The organism is Eoetvoesiella sp. (assembly GCF_035555955.1).
In the GTDB taxonomy this organism is placed as follows: Bacteria; Pseudomonadota; Gammaproteobacteria; order Burkholderiales; family Burkholderiaceae_B; genus Eoetvoesia.
This window is the reverse complement of sequence record NZ_DATMGA010000007.1, coordinates 39,354-60,699: the sequence shown is the minus strand read 5'-3', so window position 1 is coordinate 60,699 and position 21,346 is coordinate 39,354. Positions and strand designations below refer to the sequence as shown.

17 protein-coding genes are annotated in these 21,346 nt (G+C 64.2%); 5 read left to right on the top strand and 12 right to left on the bottom strand.

Annotated elements, in window-relative coordinates; translation table 11 throughout:
* The first annotated feature begins 83 nt into the window (after nucleotides 1–83).
* Together VNT00_RS01300 and VNT00_RS01295 are read left to right on the top strand one after the other, a co-directional pair.
* Nucleotides 84–695: a DNA-3-methyladenine glycosylase I gene (locus VNT00_RS01300; RefSeq protein WP_325583699.1), complete on the top strand. Its 612-nt coding sequence runs from the start codon at nucleotides 84–86 to the stop codon at nucleotides 693–695.
* Between the two features lie 59 nt (nucleotides 696–754).
* Nucleotides 755–2,530 (top strand): methyl-accepting chemotaxis protein, encoded by a 1,776-nt coding sequence (locus tag VNT00_RS01295; protein WP_325583697.1) that lies wholly within the window; start codon nucleotides 755–757, stop codon nucleotides 2,528–2,530.
* Between the two features lie 4 nt (nucleotides 2,531–2,534).
* On the opposite strand, the gene VNT00_RS01290 is transcribed toward VNT00_RS01295, so the two are convergent.
* A complete protein-coding gene (locus VNT00_RS01290; RefSeq protein WP_325583695.1) occupies nucleotides 2,535–3,485 on the bottom strand; it encodes a 2-hydroxyacid dehydrogenase in 951 nt (316 codons plus the stop codon).
* Between the two features lie 94 nt (nucleotides 3,486–3,579).
* Between VNT00_RS01290 and epsC the strand changes: the two genes are divergently transcribed.
* Nucleotides 3,580–4,500, top strand: coding sequence for a serine O-acetyltransferase EpsC (epsC, locus tag VNT00_RS01285; RefSeq protein ID WP_325583693.1), 921 nt, complete (start codon nucleotides 3,580–3,582; stop codon nucleotides 4,498–4,500).
* Here epsC and VNT00_RS01280 read toward each other — a convergent pair.
* From VNT00_RS01280 to arfB, 3 genes are all read right to left on the bottom strand, one after another.
* Nucleotides 4,497–5,267, bottom strand: a complete 771-nt coding sequence (locus tag VNT00_RS01280) for a TorF family putative porin (protein ID WP_325583691.1) — start codon at nucleotides 5,265–5,267, stop codon at nucleotides 4,497–4,499. The two genes, epsC and VNT00_RS01280, sit on opposite strands and share 4 nt — an antisense overlap.
* A 267-nt stretch (nucleotides 5,268–5,534) precedes the next feature.
* Complete coding sequence (locus tag VNT00_RS01275) at nucleotides 5,535–6,170, bottom strand: class I SAM-dependent methyltransferase (RefSeq protein WP_325583690.1); 636 nt, start codon at nucleotides 6,168–6,170, stop codon at nucleotides 5,535–5,537.
* A gap of 47 nt (nucleotides 6,171–6,217) precedes the next feature.
* Nucleotides 6,218–6,646 carry an alternative ribosome rescue aminoacyl-tRNA hydrolase ArfB gene (arfB, locus tag VNT00_RS01270; RefSeq protein WP_325583689.1) on the bottom strand — a complete coding sequence of 143 codons (429 nt, stop codon included), beginning with the start codon at nucleotides 6,644–6,646 and terminating at the stop codon, nucleotides 6,218–6,220.
* 319 nt (nucleotides 6,647–6,965) lie between these two features.
* Between arfB and VNT00_RS01265 the strand changes: the two genes are divergently transcribed.
* Together VNT00_RS01265 and purT are read left to right on the top strand one after the other, a co-directional pair.
* Nucleotides 6,966–8,279: an MFS family transporter gene (locus tag VNT00_RS01265; RefSeq protein ID WP_325583687.1), complete on the top strand. Its 1,314-nt coding sequence runs from the start codon at nucleotides 6,966–6,968 to the stop codon at nucleotides 8,277–8,279.
* A 185-nt stretch (nucleotides 8,280–8,464) separates the two neighbouring features.
* Complete coding sequence (purT, locus tag VNT00_RS01260) at nucleotides 8,465–9,670, top strand: formate-dependent phosphoribosylglycinamide formyltransferase (protein WP_325583685.1); 1,206 nt, start codon at nucleotides 8,465–8,467, stop codon at nucleotides 9,668–9,670.
* A gap of 33 nt (nucleotides 9,671–9,703) precedes the next feature.
* Here the strand turns inward: purT and VNT00_RS01255 are convergent, their stop codons facing one another.
* The 8 genes from VNT00_RS01255 to VNT00_RS01220 all read right to left on the bottom strand — a co-directional run bounded on the left by VNT00_RS01255 (nucleotide 9,704) and on the right by VNT00_RS01220 (nucleotide 21,297).
* Nucleotides 9,704–11,089 carry a heavy metal sensor histidine kinase gene (locus VNT00_RS01255; RefSeq protein ID WP_325583683.1) on the bottom strand — a complete coding sequence of 462 codons (1,386 nt, stop codon included), beginning with the start codon at nucleotides 11,087–11,089 and terminating at the stop codon, nucleotides 9,704–9,706.
* Nucleotides 11,086–11,772: a heavy metal response regulator transcription factor gene (locus VNT00_RS01250; protein WP_325583681.1), complete on the bottom strand. Its 687-nt coding sequence runs from the start codon at nucleotides 11,770–11,772 to the stop codon at nucleotides 11,086–11,088. Before VNT00_RS01250 ends, VNT00_RS01255 begins: the two co-directional genes overlap by 4 nt.
* A 22-nt stretch (nucleotides 11,773–11,794) precedes the next feature.
* Entirely contained in the window at nucleotides 11,795–14,992 is a 3,198-nt protein-coding gene (locus tag VNT00_RS01245; RefSeq protein ID WP_325583679.1) for an efflux RND transporter permease subunit, read from the bottom strand.
* Complete coding sequence (locus VNT00_RS01240) at nucleotides 14,989–16,176, bottom strand: efflux RND transporter periplasmic adaptor subunit (protein WP_325583677.1); 1,188 nt, start codon at nucleotides 16,174–16,176, stop codon at nucleotides 14,989–14,991. The genes VNT00_RS01245 and VNT00_RS01240 overlap by 4 nt, the downstream gene beginning before the upstream one ends.
* Nucleotides 16,177–16,207: 31 nt before the next feature.
* On the bottom strand, nucleotides 16,208–17,734 hold the full coding sequence (locus VNT00_RS01235; protein WP_325583675.1) for an efflux transporter outer membrane subunit: 1,527 nt from the start codon (nucleotides 17,732–17,734) through the stop codon (nucleotides 16,208–16,210).
* A gap of 174 nt (nucleotides 17,735–17,908) precedes the next feature.
* A complete protein-coding gene (locus tag VNT00_RS01230; protein ID WP_325583673.1) occupies nucleotides 17,909–18,670 on the bottom strand; it encodes an SDR family oxidoreductase in 762 nt (253 codons plus the stop codon).
* A gap of 62 nt (nucleotides 18,671–18,732) precedes the next feature.
* A complete protein-coding gene (locus VNT00_RS01225; protein ID WP_325583754.1) occupies nucleotides 18,733–20,751 on the bottom strand; it encodes a TonB-dependent receptor in 2,019 nt (672 codons plus the stop codon).
* A gap of 183 nt (nucleotides 20,752–20,934) precedes the next feature.
* Nucleotides 20,935–21,297, bottom strand: coding sequence for a hypothetical protein (locus VNT00_RS01220; protein ID WP_325583671.1), 363 nt, complete (start codon nucleotides 21,295–21,297; stop codon nucleotides 20,935–20,937).
* Between the last annotated feature and the right edge of the window lie 49 nt (nucleotides 21,298–21,346).

Below are 21,346 nucleotides of genomic sequence, written 5' to 3'. Positions count from 1 at the left end.
GACGCCACATATCAACGTTACCCAGGCCCGCCCCGGCGCACTTCGCGTCATGGGCAGGCCCCACCAGCCACGGAGCCCCCCGCATGCCGAAGAAAACCGCCATCCGTACCGAAGAACGCTGCACATGGGCCAACAGCGATCCGCTGATGGCCGACTACCATGACAACGAATGGGGCCGCCCCGAGCGCGACAGCCGCGCCCTGTGGGAAAAGTTGATGCTGGACGGCTTCCAGGCCGGGCTTTCGTGGAGCACCATACTCAAAAAACGCGCGGCATTCCGGGAAGCCTTTGAACACTTCCAGCCGGAAACCATTGCCGCCTACACCGAGGCGGACGTCGAGCGGCTCATGGCCAATCCGGGCATTGTGCGAGCCAGGGCCAAGATACAGGCAACCATAGGCAATGCCCGCGCCTATCTGGCCATGCGGGACGCCGGCGAAGATTTCGCGGACTTTGTCTGGGGCATGGCGGGCAACGTCCCCATTCTGGGCAATGGCGGGCCCGCGCCCGCCCAAACCCCTCTTTCGCAGGAAATATCGGCCGCCCTGAAGAAACGCGGCTTCAAGTTCGTCGGCCCCGTCATCGTCTACGCCTGGATGCAGGCCACGGGCATCGTCAACGACCATGCCTGCCATTGCTTCCTGCACCTGAAGCCGCAGCCCCCGGAAAAAGCCCCGAGCCCCCGAAAACGGTAAAGATCAACGATTTGCTGCCGTTACCCGAGAAAGCAGATTTTTACTAAAAGGGGAGCAAAATGGGCCGGTTCAGCAACATGAAGGTCAAGACCAAACTGATCGGCGGCTTTTTGATCGTGGCGGCCATCGCCGCCGTCATCGGAGTCGTAGGCATCCATTCAACGCGGCAGATCAACACCATGGCCGCGCAAATGTACGACATCGAGCTCAAGGGCATATTGCATGCCTCCAGCGCCGACCAGCATCTCATCGCCATGGGCCGGGCGGTGCGCAGCACCTTGCTGACGACAACGGAAGGCGCCTATCGCCACGAATTCTTCGCCATCGACGAGCACTTCAGCGCCTCCGTGCGGGAACTGCAAAGCCTGCTGAAGCTGGCCACGTCGGAAAAAGACAAGGCCGACGTCCAGCAGGCCCTCGACGCGGTCAATGCCTACAACAAGGCGGTCAAGGACGTCGTCAAGGAGCAGGCCTCGGAAACACTGGGCCGGCTGGACACCACCGACCGCCTGTTCGGCGAGATCCGGCCGCTGGGCGACATTGCCGAGCAATTGCTGCAGCAACTGGAAATGGCCCGTGAAAGCAACGCCATGCAGTTTGCGGCGGACATCCAGACCATTTACGACAACACCCTGGAGATGATGATAGCCCTGACCCTGGGCGGCGCGCTGATCGCCATCATCCTGGGCTCGCTGCTGACCCGCGGCCTGACGCGGCAACTGGGCGGCGAACCCTCCCAGGTGGCCCAGGCCGCCAACGCCATCGCCAAGGGCGACCTGTCCTCGCGCATCAACGTCGGCAAGGCGCTCCAGGGCAGCGTCATCCAGGCCATGGCCACCATGCAGGAATCCTTGCGCAATGTCGTGGCCACCGTGCGCAACAGCAGCGACCATATTGCCACGGGCTCCAACCAGATCGCCGCCGGCAACGCCGATCTTTCGCAGCGCACCGAAGAACAGGCGGCCAACCTGACCCAGACCGCCGCCGCCATGGACGAGCTTTCCAGCACCGTCAAGAACAACGCCGACATCGCCAAGCAGGCGGCGCAAATGGCCTCCTCCGCCAGCGATGCCGCCGTCAAGGGCGGATCGGTCGTCAACGACGTGGTCTCGACCATGGGCGAAATCAACACTTCCTCGCGCAAGATCGTCGACATCATCGCCGTGATCGACAGCATTGCCTTCCAGACCAATATCCTGGCGCTCAACGCCGCCGTCGAGGCGGCGCGCGCCGGAGAACAGGGCCGCGGTTTTGCCGTGGTCGCCAGCGAAGTGCGCAGCCTGGCGCAAAAAAGCGCCTCGGCCGCCAAGGACATCAAGTCGCTCATCGACGACAGCGTGCAGAAGGTGGGGCTCGGCACCCAGAAGGTCGATGCGGCCGGCGAAGCCATGCAGGACATCGTTCAGCATGTAAAGCGGGTCACCGACCTCATCAACGAAATCAGCGCGGCCACCGCCGAGCAAACCTCGGGCCTGGGCCAGATCAACGAAGCCGTCACCCAGCTCAGCGACGTCACCCAGCAAAACGCCTCGCTGGTGGAAGAATCGGCCGCGGCCGCCGACAGCCTGAAGGAGCAGGCACAGCAACTGGTCAAGGTGGTGGGCGTCTTCAAGATCGAGCAGCAGCAACAGGCCCAAGCCACGGCGGACGCGACCGAAGCCCCCTCCCCCGAGGCGCTGCCGTCGCCAGCGGCCGACAAGGCGCCGGCCGCGCCGCGGCCTTCCCCCGCCAAGGCCCTGCATGCCCCCGCAATGGCTCCGCTGGTGCCCGCGATGGCCGGTGCAGGCGGCGCGCCCATGTACGCCGCCAAGAACGACGACTGGGAAGAGTTTTAAGTTTTCAGCCGGCGGCGTTGCCCACGATGGGACTGACCGGGCCGCGCCCGGTAAAATGCCCGTCGGCATTGCGCAGGAACTGGCTGACGGAATTCTGCACGGCCTCGGGCGACCAGCCCGCGATGTGCGGTGTGAAAATGACATTGCCCAGGCCAAGCAGTTCGGGCGACGGCCTGGGCTCGCCCTCGTAGACGTCCAGCGCCGCGCCCGCAATGCGGCCGTCGCGCACGGCGCGCCCCAGCGCGGCGGAATCCACCACGCTGCCGCGCGCAATATTCACCACGAAACCCGCCGGCCCCAGAGCATCGAGCACCTCGGCGTTCACCAGATGCCTGGTCTGCGCCCCGCCGGGCGTCGCCACCACCAGGAAATCGCACCACTGCGCCAGCGAGCGCAGCGTCGCGTAATACGCATACGGCGCGTCGGGGCGGGCCCGGCGGCTGTGATAGCCCACCTCGATATCGAAGGCCCGCGCGCGGCGGGCGATTTTCCCGCCGATGTCGCCCAGGCCCAGCAAGCCCAGGCGCTTGCCCGACACATTGGGCGACCACGGAATGCCGTCGCGCCACAGGCCGTTTTGCACCGCCGTGTTGTAGCCGGCGATATTGCGCACGGCGGCAAGCAGCAGTGCCATGGCATGGTCGGCCACGCAATCGGAGTTGCTGCCCGCGCCATTGCCCAGGGCGATGCCCCGGGCGCGCGCATGATCGATGGCGATTTTTTCGTAACCCACGCCCAGCGCGCAGACGAGTTCGAGCCTGGGCATGGCGTCGATGGCTTCGCGGCACAGCCCGATGGGGCCGTTGGTAAGCACGGCCCTGACCTCGGGCGTGCACGCCGCCAGCTGCTCGTCCACCGTGGCCGCATTGGGCGCGTACAGGATGTCGTAGCGCTGCGCGATCTGGGCTCGGTGCGCTTCGATCAGGGGGCTGAAAATCAAAACCAACGGCTTCATGTACGAATCATTCCCGGCATGCTTTGGAAGTCATAAAGATACCAGAATAGGGTGGTAACATTTCAAGCTTGTCCACGAACCATTGAAAAGCTCCATGGCCGTTTTCGATATTGCCCCAATCGTCCGCTCGCTAAGCACCATCAGGCAGCAATGGCGAGACTCCCAGATGCGCTCGCGCGAGCCGGGCGAACGCGAATTTCCTTCGCGCGACGCCATTTCCCAGATCATGGACGACCTGAAGGCCGCCCTCTTTCCCATGCGGCTCGGGCCCACCGACCTGCGGCACGAAGGCGAAGACTTCTACGTCGGCTATACGCTGGAATCCGCCCTGCACGGGCTGCTGGCCCAGGCCCGGCTGGAACTGCGCTACCAGCATCGGCAAGACCTCTGCCCCGCCGACCAGGTCGAGCAGCGCGCCGTCAAGGCCATTACGGCGCTGGCCGCCGCCCTGCCGCGCATCCGCTCGCTGCTGGACAGCGACGTGGTGGCCGCCTACCGGGGCGACCCGGCCGCGCATTCGGTGGACGAAGTACTGCTGTGCTATCCGGGCGTGCTGGCCATGATCTACCACCGCATCGCCCACGAACTGTATCGCAACGACCTGCCCCTGCTGGCCCGCATCTCGTCCGAACTGGCCCATAGCCAGACCGGCATCGACATCCATCCCGGCGCACAAATCGGCGCCAGCTTCTTCATCGACCACGGCACGGGCGTGGTCATCGGCGAAACCGCCATCATCGGCGAACGGGTCCGCATCTATCAGGCCGTCACGCTGGGCGCCAAGCGCTTTCCCGCCGACGCCCGCGGCGGGCTGCAAAAAGGGCTGCCGCGCCACCCCATCGTCGAAGACGACGTCGTCATCTACGCCGGCGCCACCATACTGGGCCGCGTCACGCTGGGCAAGGGCTGCGTCATCGGCGGCAATGTCTGGCTGACCACCGACGTGCCCGCCGGCGGTTCCGTGACCCAGGCCGACTCGCAGGACTCGCCCGCGCCCCGCCCGGCGCAGCTCTAAAAGCTGGCTGTCACCGACAGCACGGCGGCGGCGCTGCCGATATACCGGTCTTTCGCATTGGTATAGACGCTGCGCTTGGCATCGGTGTCCACATACGCCAGCTTGACGGTGAACCGCTTGTCGAACGTCTTGCTCAAGCCCAGCGACCAGTCCGCATACGAGCCGTCGTCCAGGTGGCGCACCTTCTGGTAGCCGACATGGGCATCCAGGTTCAGGCCCCATATCCCGGTCGGGAAGCTGCCCGACAGGTCGTAGTATTGGCTGTTCCTGCTGTCCGGCACACCGAACAGGTTGGTGAAGGCGTGCGAATATTTGAACTTGACCGGCCCGTAGGCCAGCCCCACATAGCCTTCCGTGGTGTTGGGGCTGGTATAGCCCCCGGGATAGCTGCCCGGATAGTAATACTGCAGCACGCCCGCATCCAGGCTCAGGTCGCGCCATATCGCATGCGTATAACCGGCGTAAAAATCCATTTCGACCGGCGCGGACACATCGGGGTCCGAATCGCCCAGCCAGCTTATGCTGGAATTCCAGTTGCCGATGTAGAACCCGCTCGAGTGCGCCAGATCGAACCCGCCTTGCACGGCCGGCTTGTTATTGGTTTGCATCAGGCCACGGTAGCGGTACTGGCTGGCCAGCGACATGTTCGCGGTAAAAGTGAAGTCGGACGGCGCGGCGGCAGGCTCGCTGCCTTGCGCAGCGGCATTGGCCGCGGTGAATGCCAGACCTGCCAGCAGCGCCGCTTTGGGAAGATGGAACCGAACCATGAAATGCTCCTTGATGTAATGAAACTGGAAACAAAAGTTTCATTACTCAACAAAGCAATATCCGTGCCAGTTATTTGCAAGCTGGAAAACACCCGGAAACGCCCTTGTCCGGCGCGCTCGGGCAAACGTATCCGCCTGGCCCGCATGCAACAGCCGCCCTATTCCGAGGCGCTGCGGCATTGCCGCCCCGGAATGGGGCGGTCAGCGCGGGCATTGCGCCTGGGCGAGCGTTTGGCTCCTGGCGGGCCCTGAAGATCCAGACGGGTTTTATCCGGCCTGTGTTTTACGCCATACGCTGGCCAGCCAGGGCTGCTGCTCGCGCGGCAGTCCGGACGGACGGTAATAATGCTCCAGCTCGGCGAACCCCGCCGCGGCCATGACACGGCTCCACGACTCCAGATCGTGATACACCCCATAGCGGCCCGCATTCCATCCCTCTTGATTCCGGCCTCTTGGATTCGAGCAGAACAACACCCCTTGCGGCTTGAGCGCGCCATGCAGTTGACCGAGCACCTGCGGCAAAACGACGCTGGGGACGTGGAACAGGGACGCATTGGCGAATACGCCGTCAAAGACCTCGCAAGGCAAATCCAGAGCCAGGAAATCCTGATGCCAGACCTCGCAGCCCGAAGTCTCCCGAGCCATGGCCACAAACGATTCCGCGCCATCCAGGCCTGTGGCGATATGGCCCATCCGCGTAAATGCCTTGAGGTCGCGCCCCGGCCCGCAGCCGAAATCCAGTATGCGAAATGGCGGCGCGCCTTTTATATGGCGCAGCAAGGCCTGAATGTTCTGGCTGACATCGTGATCGGCCGTGCCGCGCTGGAATCCTTCGGCGCTTCGATTGTAGTTGTCCAGTGTGGCGGCGGATATCTGGGACAAGTCCTGCGAATGATTTTTCATGAAACGGGCATCGATAAAAAATTGAAAAACATGGCGGCGTGGCGTGATCAGTCCCCGCTCACCCGGCCACGCAAGCGCTTTACCTGCCCCCTGACGGCCTTGCCCTGCAGGCGCCGGCGCTTCGAGGCCAGAGTGGGGCGCGTGGGCTTGCGGTGCTTGGGCGGGACGGCAACACTGTCGACCAGGGCCTGCAGACGGGCGATGGCCTCTATTTTGTTCTGCGGCTGGCTGCGGCTGCCCTGCGCCTTGATGATCACCGTGCCATCGGCCGAAATGCGCTGGTCGCGCAATGCCAGAAGCCGCTGTTTGACGGCCTCGGGCAAGGACGAATCCGGAATCGAGAACCGCAGATGCACCGCGCTGGAAACCTTGTTGACGTTCTGGCCTCCGCTGCCCTGGGCGCGAATGGCGGAAAACTCCATTTCGTCCTCGAGCACCGGATAGCGCGACGCGGAATGCGCAGGCACGGCAGTCATTTCGGCTGCGGATCCGCGAATGAAAAATTGACCAAGCACTCGATATTCATATTTGTAAGTACCAATTACATAAAGAAAAAAGGCGCCAGACTCGGCTTGGGCTGATTTCCTGCGCCACATAAAAGAGATTAAAATCCCCTCTGTTTTTCCACATCGCGAACGTTCTGTAAGCAATCCGGCTCCATCCGTACCCTTGCGGTTTTTCTTAGTACACCCAGTACCCCAGGCATTCCGTTCTACAGACCCAGTCCCTTCGTCGGCAGGCCGCAAATGGCAACCGGCCACAGGTTCCGTTCTCGCAATTCTAACGACCAAAACCATGACTACTACTGTAACTTCACCCGCCAGGCCCCATTACTCCGCGGAAGAAAAGCGCAAGCGCATTTTCGCCATTGTCGCGGCATCGTCGGGCAATCTGGTGGAATGGTTCGATTTTTATGTCTATGCCTTTTGCGCCATTTATTTTGCGCCGCTGTTCTTTCCGTCGGAAAACCCCACGGTGCAACTGTTGAACACCGCCGGCGTCTTTGCCGCGGGCTTTCTCATGCGGCCCATCGGCGGCTGGCTGTTCGGGCGCATTGCCGACAAGCGCGGCCGCAAGACCTCGCTGGTGACTTCCGTGACCATGATGTGCCTGGGCTCGCTGGCCATTGCCGCCATGCCCACCTATTCCAGCATAGGAGCCTGGGCGCCGGCGCTGCTGCTGGTGGCCCGGCTGTTCCAGGGGCTTTCGGTCGGCGGCGAATACGGCACCACGGCGGCCTACATGAGTGAAATCGCGCTCAAAGGCCAGCGCGGCTTTTTCGCCTCGTTCCAGTACGTTACCCTGATCGGCGGACAATTGCTGGCCGTCCTGGTCGTGGTCATTCTGCAGCAGTTGCTGGACAGCGAGCAGCTGCACGCCTGGGGCTGGCGCATCCCGTTCGTCGTGGGCGCCATCACCGCGGTCGTGGCGCTGTACCTGCGCCGCACGCTCAAGGAAACCACAACCGCCGACACCCGAGAAAACAAGGACGCCGGAACGCTGGGCGCGATATTCCGCAACCACAAAGCCGCCTTCTTCACCGTGCTGGGCTACACCGCCGGCGGTTCGCTGATTTTCTATACCTTCACCACCTATATGCAAAAGTACCTGGTCAACTCGGCCGGCATGTCCATCAAGACCGCCAGCACCGTCATGACCCTGTGCCTGTTCGTCTACATGTGCATCCAGCCTTTGTTCGGCGCGCTGTCCGACCGCATCAGCCGCCGCAACAGCATGCTGCTGTTCGGCGCCCTGGGCGCCATCTTCACGGTGCCCATCATGGGCGGCCTGCACCACACCAGCAGCCCCGTCATGGCCTTCATACTCATCACGGCAGCGCTGTGCATCGTAAGCCTTTACACATCCATCAGCGGCATCGTCAAGTCCGAGATGTTCCCGCCCGAGGTCCGTGCATTGGGCGTCGGCCTGGCCTATGCCATTGCCAATGCCCTGTTCGGGGGCACCGCGGAATACGCGGCGCTGGGCATGAAGGCACTGGGGCACGAAACCGCGTTCTACTGGTATGTCACGGCCATGATGGTGCTGGCCTTCCTGGTAAGCCTGCGCTTGCCCAAGAAAGCCGCCTACCTGAACGAAGACGGCGAATGACTCAGGAAACCTGGGTCTTCGCCTTGCGGCTGAGGCCAAGGTTTCGACAGCGGCCGGCCACTTCCGGGGAGCAATGCAGGCAAGGGAATCTGCTTTCCAAAAGACGTAAAATAGCGCGGTTTCCCGGGCGCGGCCCGCCCGCCCTTCCCACCCCACTTCGCCGCCGCACCCGGCAACGAGCTAGCATGACCACTATCGGCACTCCCCTTTCTCCCTCCGCTACCCGAGTCATGCTGCTCGGCTCGGGCGAGCTGGGCAAAGAAGTTCTTATCGCGCTGCAGCGCCTTGGCGTGGAAACGATAGCGGTGGACCGCTATGCCGACTCGCCGGGCCAGCAAATCGCCCATCATGCCCATACCGTGGTCATGAGCGATCCGGCGCAGCTCAAGGCGCTGATCCGCGCCGAAAAACCAGACCTGGTGGTTCCCGAAATCGAGGCCATTGCCACGCAGGCGCTGCAGGAACTCGAAAACGCCGGCATCACGCGCGTCATCCCGACCGCGCGCGCCGCGCGCCTGACCATGGATCGCGAAGGCATCCGCCGCCTGGCGTCCGAGACGCTCAAGCAGCCCACCAGCCCCTACGCATTCTGCGATTCGCTGGAAGAGCTGCAGGCCGCCATCGATGGCGGCATCGGCTATCCCTGCGTAATCAAGCCGGTCATGAGCAGCTCGGGCAAAGGCCAAAGCAAGATCGACGGCCCGGACGGCGTGCAAGCCGCGTGGGACTACGCCATGGCGGGCGGACGCGTCAGCCTGAACCGCGTCATTGTCGAGGGCTTCATCGACTTCGACTACGAAATCACCCTGCTTACCGTGCGCGCCCAGGGCGCCGACGGGCAGGTCGAGACGCATTTCTGCGAACCCATCGGCCACACGCAGCGCGCAGGCGACTACATCGAAAGCTGGCAGCCCCAGGCCATGAGCGCGCCCGCATTGCAAAAAGCCCGCGAAGTCGCCAAAGCCATTACCGACGACCTCGGCGGACTGGGCGTTTTCGGCGTGGAGCTGTTCATCAAGGGCGACGAGGTCTGGTTCAGCGAGGTCAGCCCGCGTCCGCACGACACCGGCATGGTCACCATGGCCAGCCAGTGGCAAAGCGAATTCGAACTGCATGCCCGCGCCATCCTGGGCCTGCCGGTGGACACCTCGCTGCGCAGTCCCGGAGCCAGCGCCGTCATCTACGGCGGGGTGGATGCGCGCGGCATCGTCTTCGACGGCGTCGACGAGGCCTTGCGGGTCCCCCAGACCGAATTGCGGCTGTTCGGCAAGCCCGAAAGCTTCACCAATCGCCGCATGGGCGTGGCGCTGGCCCACGACAAGGATGTGAACACCGCGCTGCGCCTGGCCAACCAGGCCGCGCAATGCATCAAGCCCAGGCGGGCCGATTAGGGCCTGTCAACACTTATTAGGGGTTAACAGGCCCTAGGGACCTTCGGCGGGCGACGACACGCTGAAGCCTATCGTCGTCATCCCCTCGGCGCAAAAAGCAAAGACATCGCCTCCATGCATGGCGGCGACCGCCTTGACAATGGCCAGGCCCAGGCCGTGACCCTGGCGCGGGCCGTTGTGGCGCGCCACGTCGACGCGGTAGAAGCGGTCGAACAGCCGCGGCAGATGGCTTGCTTCTATCGGCTCTCCGGGGTTGGACACGCCGATGCTCACCGACGACGGACGCTGCTCGATGACCACCCGAATCTGCGCCCCCGGACGGGAATGCTCGATGGCGTTCTGCAAAAGATTGGCCATCGCCCTGCGAAACAGCGATTTTTCGATGAGAGCCTCGGCGACCGTATCGCCGTCTATCCGGATGCTTTCCTGGGTTTCGTCCAGGATGGGCTCGAGGAATTCGATGGTCTTGCTCACTTCTCCCGCCACCGAACTGCGCACCCGGCCCGTCGCCGCCTCGCCCTGGTCGGCCCGCGCCAGGAACAACATGTCGTTGACGATGGAACGCAGGCGTTCCAGCTCTTCCAGATTGGACTGCAGGACCTCCTGGAACTCTTCGGCCGTGCGACGGCGCGACAGCACCACCTGCGTCTCGCCGATGAGATTGGTAAGCGGCGTGCGCAGTTCGTGCGCAACATCGGCATTGAAAGCCTCGAGCTGCTTGTAGGCGGTTTCCAGCCGGCTCAACGCACCATTGAACGCCACGGCCAGATCATCCAGCTCTTCGGGCAGGGATTCGCTCTGCAGGCGCTGGGACAGCGTTCTGGCGCCAAGCATCTGCGCTTCGGCCGACATTTTCTGCAAAGGCCTCAGGCCGACCCGGGCAATGCAATAGCCCAGAACGACGACCAGCAGCACGGCGCTCAGCGACAGCACCAGAAGCGCCGTGAGAAACGCATGCAGGGTGTGCACGTACGGCATGGAGTCCATGGCCACGGTCAGCTGGATGGCCGGCCTGTCCTGATAGGCCGCGATCGTCCGGGTCAGCGTGAACAAGGGGTAGGCCCGGCCTGGCAAGACGAGGACGCCCATCGGGCTGTCCGGCACCAGGCGGGATTCTATTTCGGCCAGGTTCTCGCCATAGCGATAGCGCGGGTCGCTGCTGTTCGCCCAGAAGAACAGGCTGCCGCTGGACTGCATGAGGGTGTCCATCTTGGCCTGCGCGTGTTCCCAGCGCTCGGGCGTACCGCCGCGCTTGATCATGTATTCCATGTCCTGGTAGGCGGTCTGCAATTCTTCCCGCTGGTGGCGCGCCAGCTCGCGGCTCAGCACCCCGTACAGGGCCGCGCCGATCACGCCGAACACCATCAGGGTCGTCACGGCGAACATCGCCACCATCCGCAGGGTGATGGAACGCTTCATGGCGCCCCCTCGTCCTCGCGCAGTTCAAGCACATAGCCCATGCCGCGTATGGTGTGCAGCAGGCGCGGGCTGAACGGAGCATCCATTTTCGCCCTGAGGCGCTTGATGGCGACCTCGACCACATTGGTGTTGCTGTCGAAGTTCATGTCCCAGACCATCTCGGCGATGGCGGTCTTGGTGAGTATCTCGCCCTGGCGCCGGGCCAGCACCGCCAGCAGCGCGAACTCCTTGGCGGTGAGATCCAGCCGCGTCTGCCCCCGGTAGGCCTTGCGGCTGATCAGGTCCAGGTGCAGGTCGCCGATGCGCACGTGCAGGGATTCCTGGGCGCGCCCGCGCCGGTTCAGGGCCTGCAGCCTGGCCAGCAATTCAAGAAAGGAAAACGGCTTGACGAGGTAATCGTCAGCGCCCTCGTGCAAGCCCTTGACGCGGTCTTCGATGCGATCCCTGGCGGTGAGCATGATGACCGGCGTCTGCCGGACAGCGCGCAAGGCGCGCAGCACCGCAAAACCATCCTGGCCGGGAAGCATGGCGTCCAGCACGATGACGTCGTAGTCGTGCTGCAGGGCCATGTGCTGCCCGTCGATGCCGTCGTGCGCGACGTCCACCGCGCAGCCTTGCTCCGTCAGCCCCTTGCGCAGGTAATCGGCGGTCTTCGGTTCATCTTCGACGATCAGGATTTTCATGGGAAACACCGTAAAGACTCTCTCATAGTTTAATGGATCGCGAAGCGGCGCCGGATGCCTCCGGCAGGCGCGCGGCATTGCGCGCCCTCCTGGATTTGCGCAGGGCGCGGGCCTTCTTGCGGCGCATGTACCAGTAATGCGCCCGATCCAGATACAGATAGATGACGGGGGTCGTGAACAAGGTCAGCGCCTGCGACAGCAGCAGCCCGCCCACCATGGCGAACCCCAGGGGCCGGCGCAGCTCGGAGCCCGCGCCATGGCTGAGCATCAGCGGCAAGCCGCTCAGCAAGGCGCACATGGTGGTCATCATGATGGGACGGAACCGCAGCAGGCAGGCCTGGTAGATGGCCTCCTTGGGAGACAGGCCGTCCTTGCGCTCGGCGCTCAGGGCGAAATCGATCATCATGATGCCGTTCTTCTTGACGATGCCGATTAGCAGGATGATGCCGATCAGCGCGATGACGCTCAGGTCGTAGCCATTGACCATCAGGATGAGCAGCGCGCCCACGCCCGCCGAGGGCAGCGTCGACAAGATGGTCAGAGGATGGATATAGCTTTCATACAGCAGGCCCAGCACGATGTAGACCGCGACGAGGGCCGCCGCGATGAGGTAGGGCTGCGTTGCCAGCGATTCGCCGAAAGCCTTGGCCGTCCCCTGGAACGAGCCGCTGAGGGCCTGCGGCACGCCCATCGCCGCCTGGGCCTTCTGGATGGCGGCCACGGCCTGCCCCAGCGCCACGCCGGGAGCCAGGTTGAACGAAATCGTCACGGCCGGGAACTGGCCCTGATGGCTGATGGAAAGATAGCCCGTCTTGTCGGTGTCGATGGAAACGAAAGTCGACAGAGGCACCTGCTGGCCGGTCAGCGGCGACGTAATGTACAGTTTCTTGAACAGGTCGGGATCCTTCTGGAAGCGCGGCGCGACCTCCAGCACGACGTTGTAGCTGTTGATCTGGGTGAAGTACTGCGCAACCTGGCGCTGGCCTATCGCGTCGTAGATCGTCGAGTCGATGAGGGCCGGCGATATGCCGAAGCTGGACGCCCGCGCACGGTCGATGGTCAGATGCACCGTGGCCGCCTGGTTCTGCTGATCGGAGGCCAGGTCGGTCAGCTCGGGCAGCTTGCGAAACCGCTCCAGCAGCCTGGGCGCCCAGGTGTTCAGCTCGGACAGGTCAGCATCCGTGACCGTGTATTGGTACTGGGTGCGCGCCAGCCTGCCGCCCACGTTGATGTCCTGCCCAGCCTGCAGGAAAAGCTTGATGCCTTCGACCTTGGCCAGCTTGGGCCGCAGGCGCGTGATGATCTCGTCGGCGCTGGCCGTGCGCCCTTCCGACTTGGGCTTCAGGCTGATGAAAAACCTGCCTGTGTTGAACGTGGTGTCGCCGCTGTTCATGCCGAACTGGATCACGTCGGGATCCTTGCGCACGACGTCCGCCAGCGCCATCATGCGCCGGTTCATGGCCGAAAACGACGAGTCCTGGGCCGTCTCGGCGAATCCGAAGATAAAGCCCGTATCCTGCTGCGGGAAAAACCCCTTGGGAATATAGATGAACAAGAGCACCGTGGCGAGCAAGGTAAGCAGGAAGCTGCACAAGGTCGCGAACTGGTGGCGCAGAACCAGGTTCAGGCCGCGCCGGTAGCCATCGAGCAAGGCATCGAATCCCCGCTCGAAGAACCGGTAAACGCGCCCATGGTGCTGGCCCTGGTATTCCTTGAGAAAGCGCGAGCAAAGCATGGGAGTCAGGGTCAGCGAGACCAGCACCGACACGACAATCGTCAGCGTGACGGTAATGGCGAACTCGCGGAACAGCCGGCCTACGATTCCCCCCATGAGCAGCAATGGGATGAACACCGCGACCAACGAGATCGAGATCGAGACGATGGTGGGGCCGATTTCCCGCGCACCCACCAGCGCCGCCTCCATCGGCCTCATCCCGTCCTCGACGTGGCGGTAGATGTTCTCGAGCATGACGATGGCATCGTCCACCACAAAGCCCACGGCGATGGTCAGGGCCATCAGCGACAAGTTGTCCAGGCTGAAGTCCAGCAGATACATCACCGCGGCCGTGCCGAGCAGGGAAAGCGGAATCGTCGCGCTGGGAATCAGGGTGGCGGGCACGCTGCGCAGGAACACGAAGATCATTCCCACCACCAGCAGAATCGAAAGAATCAGCGTCATCTCAACCTCTTCCACCGATGCGCGGATGTTCTGGGTCCGGTCTATCAGGGTGCTCACATGCACGGTGGGGGGAATCGACGCCAGCAAATGCGGCAGTTGCGCCTGGATGCGATGCACGGTATCGATGACGTTGGCGCCCGGCTGCTTGGTGATGCCGACGATAAGCGAACGGCCGTCGATGGCGGCGTCGCCCGGGTTGGCGCCCTTGCCGGCAAACGCCCAGGCGGCCTGTTTCAGATCTTCGGGGCCGGGCACCGCGATACCGACATCGCGAACCCGTATGGGCGCCCCGTTTCGATAAGCCAGGACGACGTCGTTCCAAGGCCCAGCCTTCAGCAACTGGTCGTTGGTGTAAACGGCAAAGCTTTGCCTGTCGCCGTCTATGGTGCCCTTGGGCTGGTTTACGGTGGCGTTGGCGATGACGCCCCGGATATCCTCCAGGCTGAGGCCGAGCGCCGCCAGCTTGTCGGGGTCGACCTGAATCCGGATCGCCGGCTTTTGCTGGCCGAATATCTTTACCAGGCCAACTCCTTCGATCTGCGATATCTGCTGGGCCAGGAAGTTGTCGGTGTAGTCGTTGACCTCGATCAGCGGCAGCGCATCGGACTGCACCGAAAGGATGAGGATGGAGGAGTCCGCCGGATTGATTTTCCGGAAGGTCGGAGGGCTGGGCAGATTGGACGGCAATTGCCCGGTTGCGGCATTGATGGCCGCCTGCACGTCCAGCGCCGCGGCGTCGATGTTGCGGCTCAGGTCGAACTGCAGCGTGATCTGGGTATTTCCCAGCGCGCTGACCGAGGTCATCTGCGTCATGCCGGAGATCAGCTGGAACTGGCGCTCCAGGGGCTGGGCCACGCTGGAGGCCATGATTTCCGGATTCGCCCCCGGCAGTTTGGCCGTGACCTGTATGGTCGGGAAATCCACCTGAGGCAGCGGCGCCACCGGCAGCAGCGGCCATACGGCGGCCCCCACCAGGAACAAGGCCAGCGCCAGCAGCGACGTGCCGATGGGGCGCTTGATGAAAACCGCGGACACGCTCACTTGGCGTCACCTTTCTGAAGGCTGGCCAAGGTGGCGGCGGCCGCGGCCTCGGGCGGCGTGGACTCCGCGACCCGCAGGCCCGGCTTCAATTTGTACTGCCCGTCGAGCACTACCCGCTCGCCGACGCTCAAGCCCTTTTCCACCACGGCCGTGCCGTCCTGGATATCGACGAGCTGTATGGGCTGAATGCGCACGCGATTGTCGGCATCCACGACATAGGCATAGACGCCTTCCGGCCCGCGCTGCACGACCGCCGCCGGCATGGTCAGGGCCTGCTTGCGTTCGCCCAGGATCAGGCGCGCGTTCACGTACTGGCCGGGCCACAATTTATGCCTCGCGTTCCCGAAACTGGCCTTGAGCTCGATGGTGCCCGACGTCGTGTCGATCTGGTTGTTCAGCAAGACGAGGCGCCCTTGCCCCAGGGGCTGCAAGCTATTGCGCGGATAGGCCATGACGGCAAGCGGATCGGCGCTGGCGTGCAGGGCCTGGTTGATCTGCTGGAACGCATCCTCAGGCAGAGTGAACTGCAGCGAAATCGGGTCGATCTGGTTGATGACCACCAATCCGTTCGCATCCGCCGCGTGCACGATGTTGCCGGGGTCCACCAGCCGCGCGCCCACGCGCCCGCTGATCGGCGCCGTGATCCGGGTAAAGCTCAACTGGGTCCTGGCCTCGCTGATCTGCGCCTCGTCCAGTTGCAGCGCCGCCTCCAGTTGCGCCACCATGGCCCGCTGCGCATCCAGCGTCTGCCGCGTGGCGGCGTCTTGCTTGATCAATTCGGCATAACGGCGCAGGTCGAGCCTGGCATTGGCCAGTTGCGCCGCGTCCTTCGCCTTTTGCGCAATGGCCTGCTCGAGCTGGGCCTGCTGCACGCGCGAATCCAGCGTGGCGATCATCTGGCCGGCCTTGACGTCCTGCCCCTCGATGAATCCCACCTTGTCCAGCTGCCCGTCGATGCGAGGCTTGACCGTGACGCTTTGCGTGGCCACGACGGTGCCCACACCGGCAAGGTAGACGGGAACGTCCTGCTGCTTCACCAGGGTGGTGGTTACGACGATCGGCGCCTGCGGAGCCGCGCGCACCGGCTTCTTGCCGCTGGCCGCCCAGACGATGATGGCCAGCGCAATCAATGCGGCCACGCCTATCAGCAGCACCGGGCGCCGTTTGAAAGTGGAAGATTTCATAATATGTATGCGTTCGTCGTCTTATTGGGTTTTATCCGCCTGTCTTGGCTTCATCCGCTGGAGTCATGGCGTTGCCACCAGCAGCCGATGAATCGCCGCCCATCAGCCGCCCCGCGCTCCAGCCACCGCCCGTGGCCTTGATCAGGGCCACGCTGGCCACCAGTTGGCGGCCGCGCAATTGCAGCAGGCTGCGCTCGGCGCTCAGCGTAAGGGTTTGCGCCGTAATGACGCCCAGATAGGTGCTGGTACCAGCGCGGTACTGGGCCATGGCCAGGCTGTCCGCAAGCCGCGCCGACTCCACGGCCTGTTTCTGCTCGGCGATTTCCCGCGCCAGGATGCGCAACGCCGCCAGGTTGTCTTCGACCTCCTGGAAACCACCCAGCACCGTCTGCTTGTATTGCGCCACGGCGGCGTCGTAGCTGGCGATGGCCTGCTCGTCGTTCGCCTTGCGCAGGCCACCGTCGAACAGCGCCTGCGCCAGGCTTGCGCCCAGGCCCCAGACCTGCCCCGGAACACTGAACCAGTGCGCCAGGCTGGTGGAGCTGTAGCCGCCCGAAGCGCTGAGCACCAGGTCGGGGAAATACGCCGCCTCGGCCACGCCTATATCGGCATTGGCGGCCGCCACCCGGCGCTCGGCCGCCGCGATGTCGGGGCGGTGCTCAAGAAGCTCGCTGGGCACGCCGACGGGAATCTCGGGCAACCTCATCGGCAAGGCCAAGGATGGATTCCGGCTGAGCGGCTGCGCAAGAATCGCAAAATCGGCCGGCGCCTTGCCGACCAGCACGGCAATGGCATGCTCCAGCTGCATCCGCTGCCACCACAGATCCAGCGCCTGAGCCCGCGTCGCGCTCAATTGATTCTGGGCCAGCGCCACGTCCGAGCGCAGCGCCACGCCCGCCGTATACTGGCTCTTGGCCAGGGCCAGCGCCCGTTCGTAGTCGTGCAGCGTTTGCGTGTACAGAGCGGACTGCATGTCCGTCACGCGCAGCTGCATGTAATCCTGCGCCAGCGTGGCCACGATGCTCAGGCGAGCCGCGGCCAGGTCCGCCTGGCTGGCCTGGCTGGCCGCGGCGCCGGCCTCCACGCTGCGCCGCAGCCTGCCCCACAGGTCGGGTTCCCAGGCGGCGGCAAGACCCACGGAATACGTGGTGTCCAGGGAAGGCCCAGTGCGGCCGCTGTTGGTCAAGGCGCGATCGACGCCGGCATTCGCGCCCAGCGACGGCCACAAGCTGGCGCGCGCCGCCGCGGCCACGGCCTGAGCCTGGCGATACTGCGCCTCGGCCTGGCGGATGGATTGATTGGCAGCCACCGCCTGTGCAGCCAGGTCATCGAGTGTTGCATCGCCATAGGCCCGCCACCACTCCAGGTTGCCGGCAACGGCTTTGGGCTGCGCCGGCTTCCAGGGCCCCGCCTCTTTGTACGAGGCGGGGACGGCCATCGTGGGCCGCACGTAGTCGGGCCCGGCCGCGCAGCCGGCCAGAGACGCCGCCAGCGCCGCGCACGCGAGACCCGCGGCGCAACGCAGCGGCAGAATTGACAAAGGCAGGGCGACAGGCATGGCGGCGAGGATATCCGGACAGGGCTTGGCTCCAGGCCGCGCCTTGCGCGCCTGGAGGCGGAATCATGCCTACTCTAGCCCCGGGCGGCCTACCTCACGCTGTCGCGAATATGACAATTCCGACAGAATTCCCGCGCCCGCCACATGACGGGCTGCCTGCCGATCGCATCGCCCCTAGGTGTGCTGCATATCGCAGTCGATGGGCAGCATCTGGCCCGAAATCGAGCTCCCGCTTTCCGACGCCAGGAACACGGCAAGGTCCGCGATGTGCCGGGGATCGACCAGATGCTTGATGGACTGGGTGGCCATGGCTGCCTGGGCTTCTTCTTCGAGCGTCCTGCCGCTGACCTTGGCACGCCCTTCGAGCACCTGCTGGAAACGCGGGCCGTCCACCGCGCCCGGCAATATGGCATTGACACGAATGCCGTCGCCGCCGAGTTCCATGGCCAGGGTCTTGGTAAACCCTATGAGCCCCCATTTGGTGGTGGAATAGACGCTGCGATTGGGATAGCCGAAACGCCCCGCCACCGAGGACATGTTTATGATGACCCCGGCCGGCGACTTCTTGAGATGGGGAATGGCCAGGCGCGTGACGTTGAACGTGCCGTTCAAATTGACCTGCACGACTTTTTCCCAGTCGTCAGGATTGAATTGCTCGACCGGGGCGGTGGGCCCGGCAATGCCTGCGTTATTGACCAGGACGTCCAGGCCGCCCAGCGCTTTCACGGCCTGCCCGACCATTTTCTCGATATCGGAGCGGATGGCGATATTGCACAGGGTGGCCTGCACCCCGCGCACTTCCCGTTTCAGGGCCTCCAGCCCCTGAACGTCGATATCGCATACGAACACCTTGGCGCCCTTGTCGGCAAAGGCCTGGGCAATGGCCCGGCCTATCCCGCCCGCACCGGCTGTGATCAACACACGCTGTTCATTCATTTTCTTCTCCAGTAGGCATCCGCCGTGGCAACGATTTTACCGCTCGTTGCCCGGCGCGGAGCCTAGAAGCTTCCCCGTATTCCCACCATCACGGCCCGCCCGCCTTCCGGCGCCACGTCGCGCAGCACCGAGGTTGCATAGCGTATGGTCTGGTTGGTCAGGTTGATGCCGCGCAAGTAGGCCTGCCACTGCATGCCGCGCATCTTGAAGCGATAGGCGGCGCTGGCGTCCAGCCTGTAGTAGGCGTCGGTCGGCAATTCGTTGTCCGGCGCGCGATGCTGGGCGAATGCGCGCTCCACGCTGGCGCCCGCGCTCCATGGGCCATGACTGTAGTCCAGCCCGATACCCAGCCGCAACGGCGGAATGCGCGGCAACGGCTCGCCGGTGTCGCGGTTGCGCGCATTGGTGTAGTCGCCCCAAAGCTTCAGGTCGAGCGCGTGCCCGCCGCGCTCGAACACCCGGAACGTGCCGTCGGCTTCGAAGCCGAAGAACTCGGCCGGCACGCCTTGGTAGACCGCTTCGGGCAATGCGTCATCGTCGCCCTGCGCCACCACGTCGCCGTCGTCGTTGCGAAAGCGGCCCGTGCCGGTTTCGGCCAGGTAGTTGGCGAAGCGGCTGTAGAAAACACCCACGCTGCCGTGATGCGGCCCCTCCTTGAACCTCAGGGCCAGGTCGCTGGAATAGGCGCGCTCCTTGTTCAACCCCGCATCGCCCACCAGGTACTGGCCGGTCGCTTCGTGCGGCCCGTTGGCATACAGCTCGTAGAACGTCGGTGCCCGTTCGGTGTAGGCGACGTTGGCCGCCAAAGACCAGACACCGGTCAGCTTGTAGACGCCGCCCAAAGAAAAGCTTTTTGCGGTGAAGTCGCGCTTGCCCACATCGGTGAAGCGCTCGTTGCCACCGGCGGAGGGCGAAAGCGTGGTGCGCTCCAGGCGGCCGCCGGCACTCAGCTTGAAGCGCTCATCGACCGTCCATTCTTCCAGCATGAACAGCGCGGCCGACTGCGTCCTGGTGGTCGGCACCAGCGCCTCGGACCCCAGGGCCGAGAACCGGGTATTGCCAAGCTGCAGGCCCAGCACCCCCTGCACCGGGCCCAGGTCGGCGTGCCGCGCCTCTACCCTGGCTTCGTATCCGCGGTTCTTGAACACGGTTCCCGTCTCGCCATCGTCGACCTCCTTATGCTGGTAATCGGTGTAGGCGAAACTGGCCTTGACGCTTTTGAAAGGGCCTTTCAGGTCGCGGATCTCGCCCGCCAGGCCCAGGCGTTCCTGGTGCATGCGGATACGCACGCTGTCTTCAGCGACGGAGCCATAGTCGGAATCGTAGCCGCTGTAGGACAAGCCCGCGTAGCCGCTGTCGCCGGTCCAGGACATGCCCAGCGCCCCGCCGCTGGCGCTGCCGTCGCTGTTGGGCAGGCGATCGCGCGGCTGTTCCACATCCGGCCCGTCGATGGCCCGCTGCCGGTCGGAACGGGCATAGCCCGGAATGCGCAGCTCGCCGGTCTTGCGCCCGAAGGCATCGGCGTGCAGGGCGAACTTGCCGTTGCCGGCCTCCAGTTGCACCGCGCCGCTCCTGTCGTCGTTCGCGCCGCCGTAGCTGCCTTGCAAGCCGCCGTGCACGCCCTCGATGGGATCCATGGGAATGCGGTTGTCGATGGTGTTGACGACGCCGCCGATGGCATTGCCGCCGTACAAAAGCGCCGCCGGGCCGCGCAGGATCTCGATGCGTTCGGTGGACAAGGGATCTTGCGGCACGGCGTGGTCATAAGACAGCGCCGACGCGTCCAGCGTGCCCACGCCGTTTTGCAGCAACCGTATGCGGTCGCCGTCCATGCCGCGAATGATGGGACGCCCGACCATCGGGCCGTATGTCGTGGTCGACACGCCGGGCAGGCCGTTGAGCGTTTCGCCCAACGTGGCCGCCCGCCGCAGGTCCAGGTCCTTGCCCTCGATGACGGTCGAGGGCGAAGCCAGGGCATCGCTGCCCAGGGGGTTGCCGGTGACGACGACGGTCGACAGCGTAACCGCCTGATCGCCGGCCGTGGTTTGGGACCACGCGGGCTGCGCCAGCGCCAGCAGCATTGCCAGCGGGGTAAGAACGAAACGCGCGTTTGCGGCGCGCCGGGCCGGCAGCGTCGGAAATAAGGTAGTGCAGGAATAAGCCATGTGCCTGTTTATCCAATGAACAAAAGATTGCCTTCGCCATGGCGCACGGAACGGCGCGGCGAAAGGAGAAAGTCGAGGGGGATAAAGCGGAACGTCAGGCTACAAGGGCGGCGCGCGCTGCAAGAACCAGCGGCAGCGCGCAATATCGATGAGGTATTCGGCGGAAGCGAAATAGCAGGAAGCCGCGCGGACGACGGGAAGTTCCGGCAGGTGCGCGGACAGCAGGCAGCCCAGCGCATGCCAGACACTGCAGTCATGGCAATGGTCCAGGCGCCCGTCCATGCCTCCGGAAGCGGGCTGTGCCGCATCGTGGGCGGACAGCGCCGCCTCGACGTGCGTCATGGCATGCAGGGTCGCGCCGATGGGCGAACTCAGCACGGCGGCTATCGCGAGCCACAGCAGCCATGCATGAAAACGCCCATAGCGGCGGGAGCCGGCGCAGCGGCCCGGTCGAAACGCCATAAAGAGAGTCCGGAAGCAAAAATCGTTATGTTATAACATAACAAAAAAT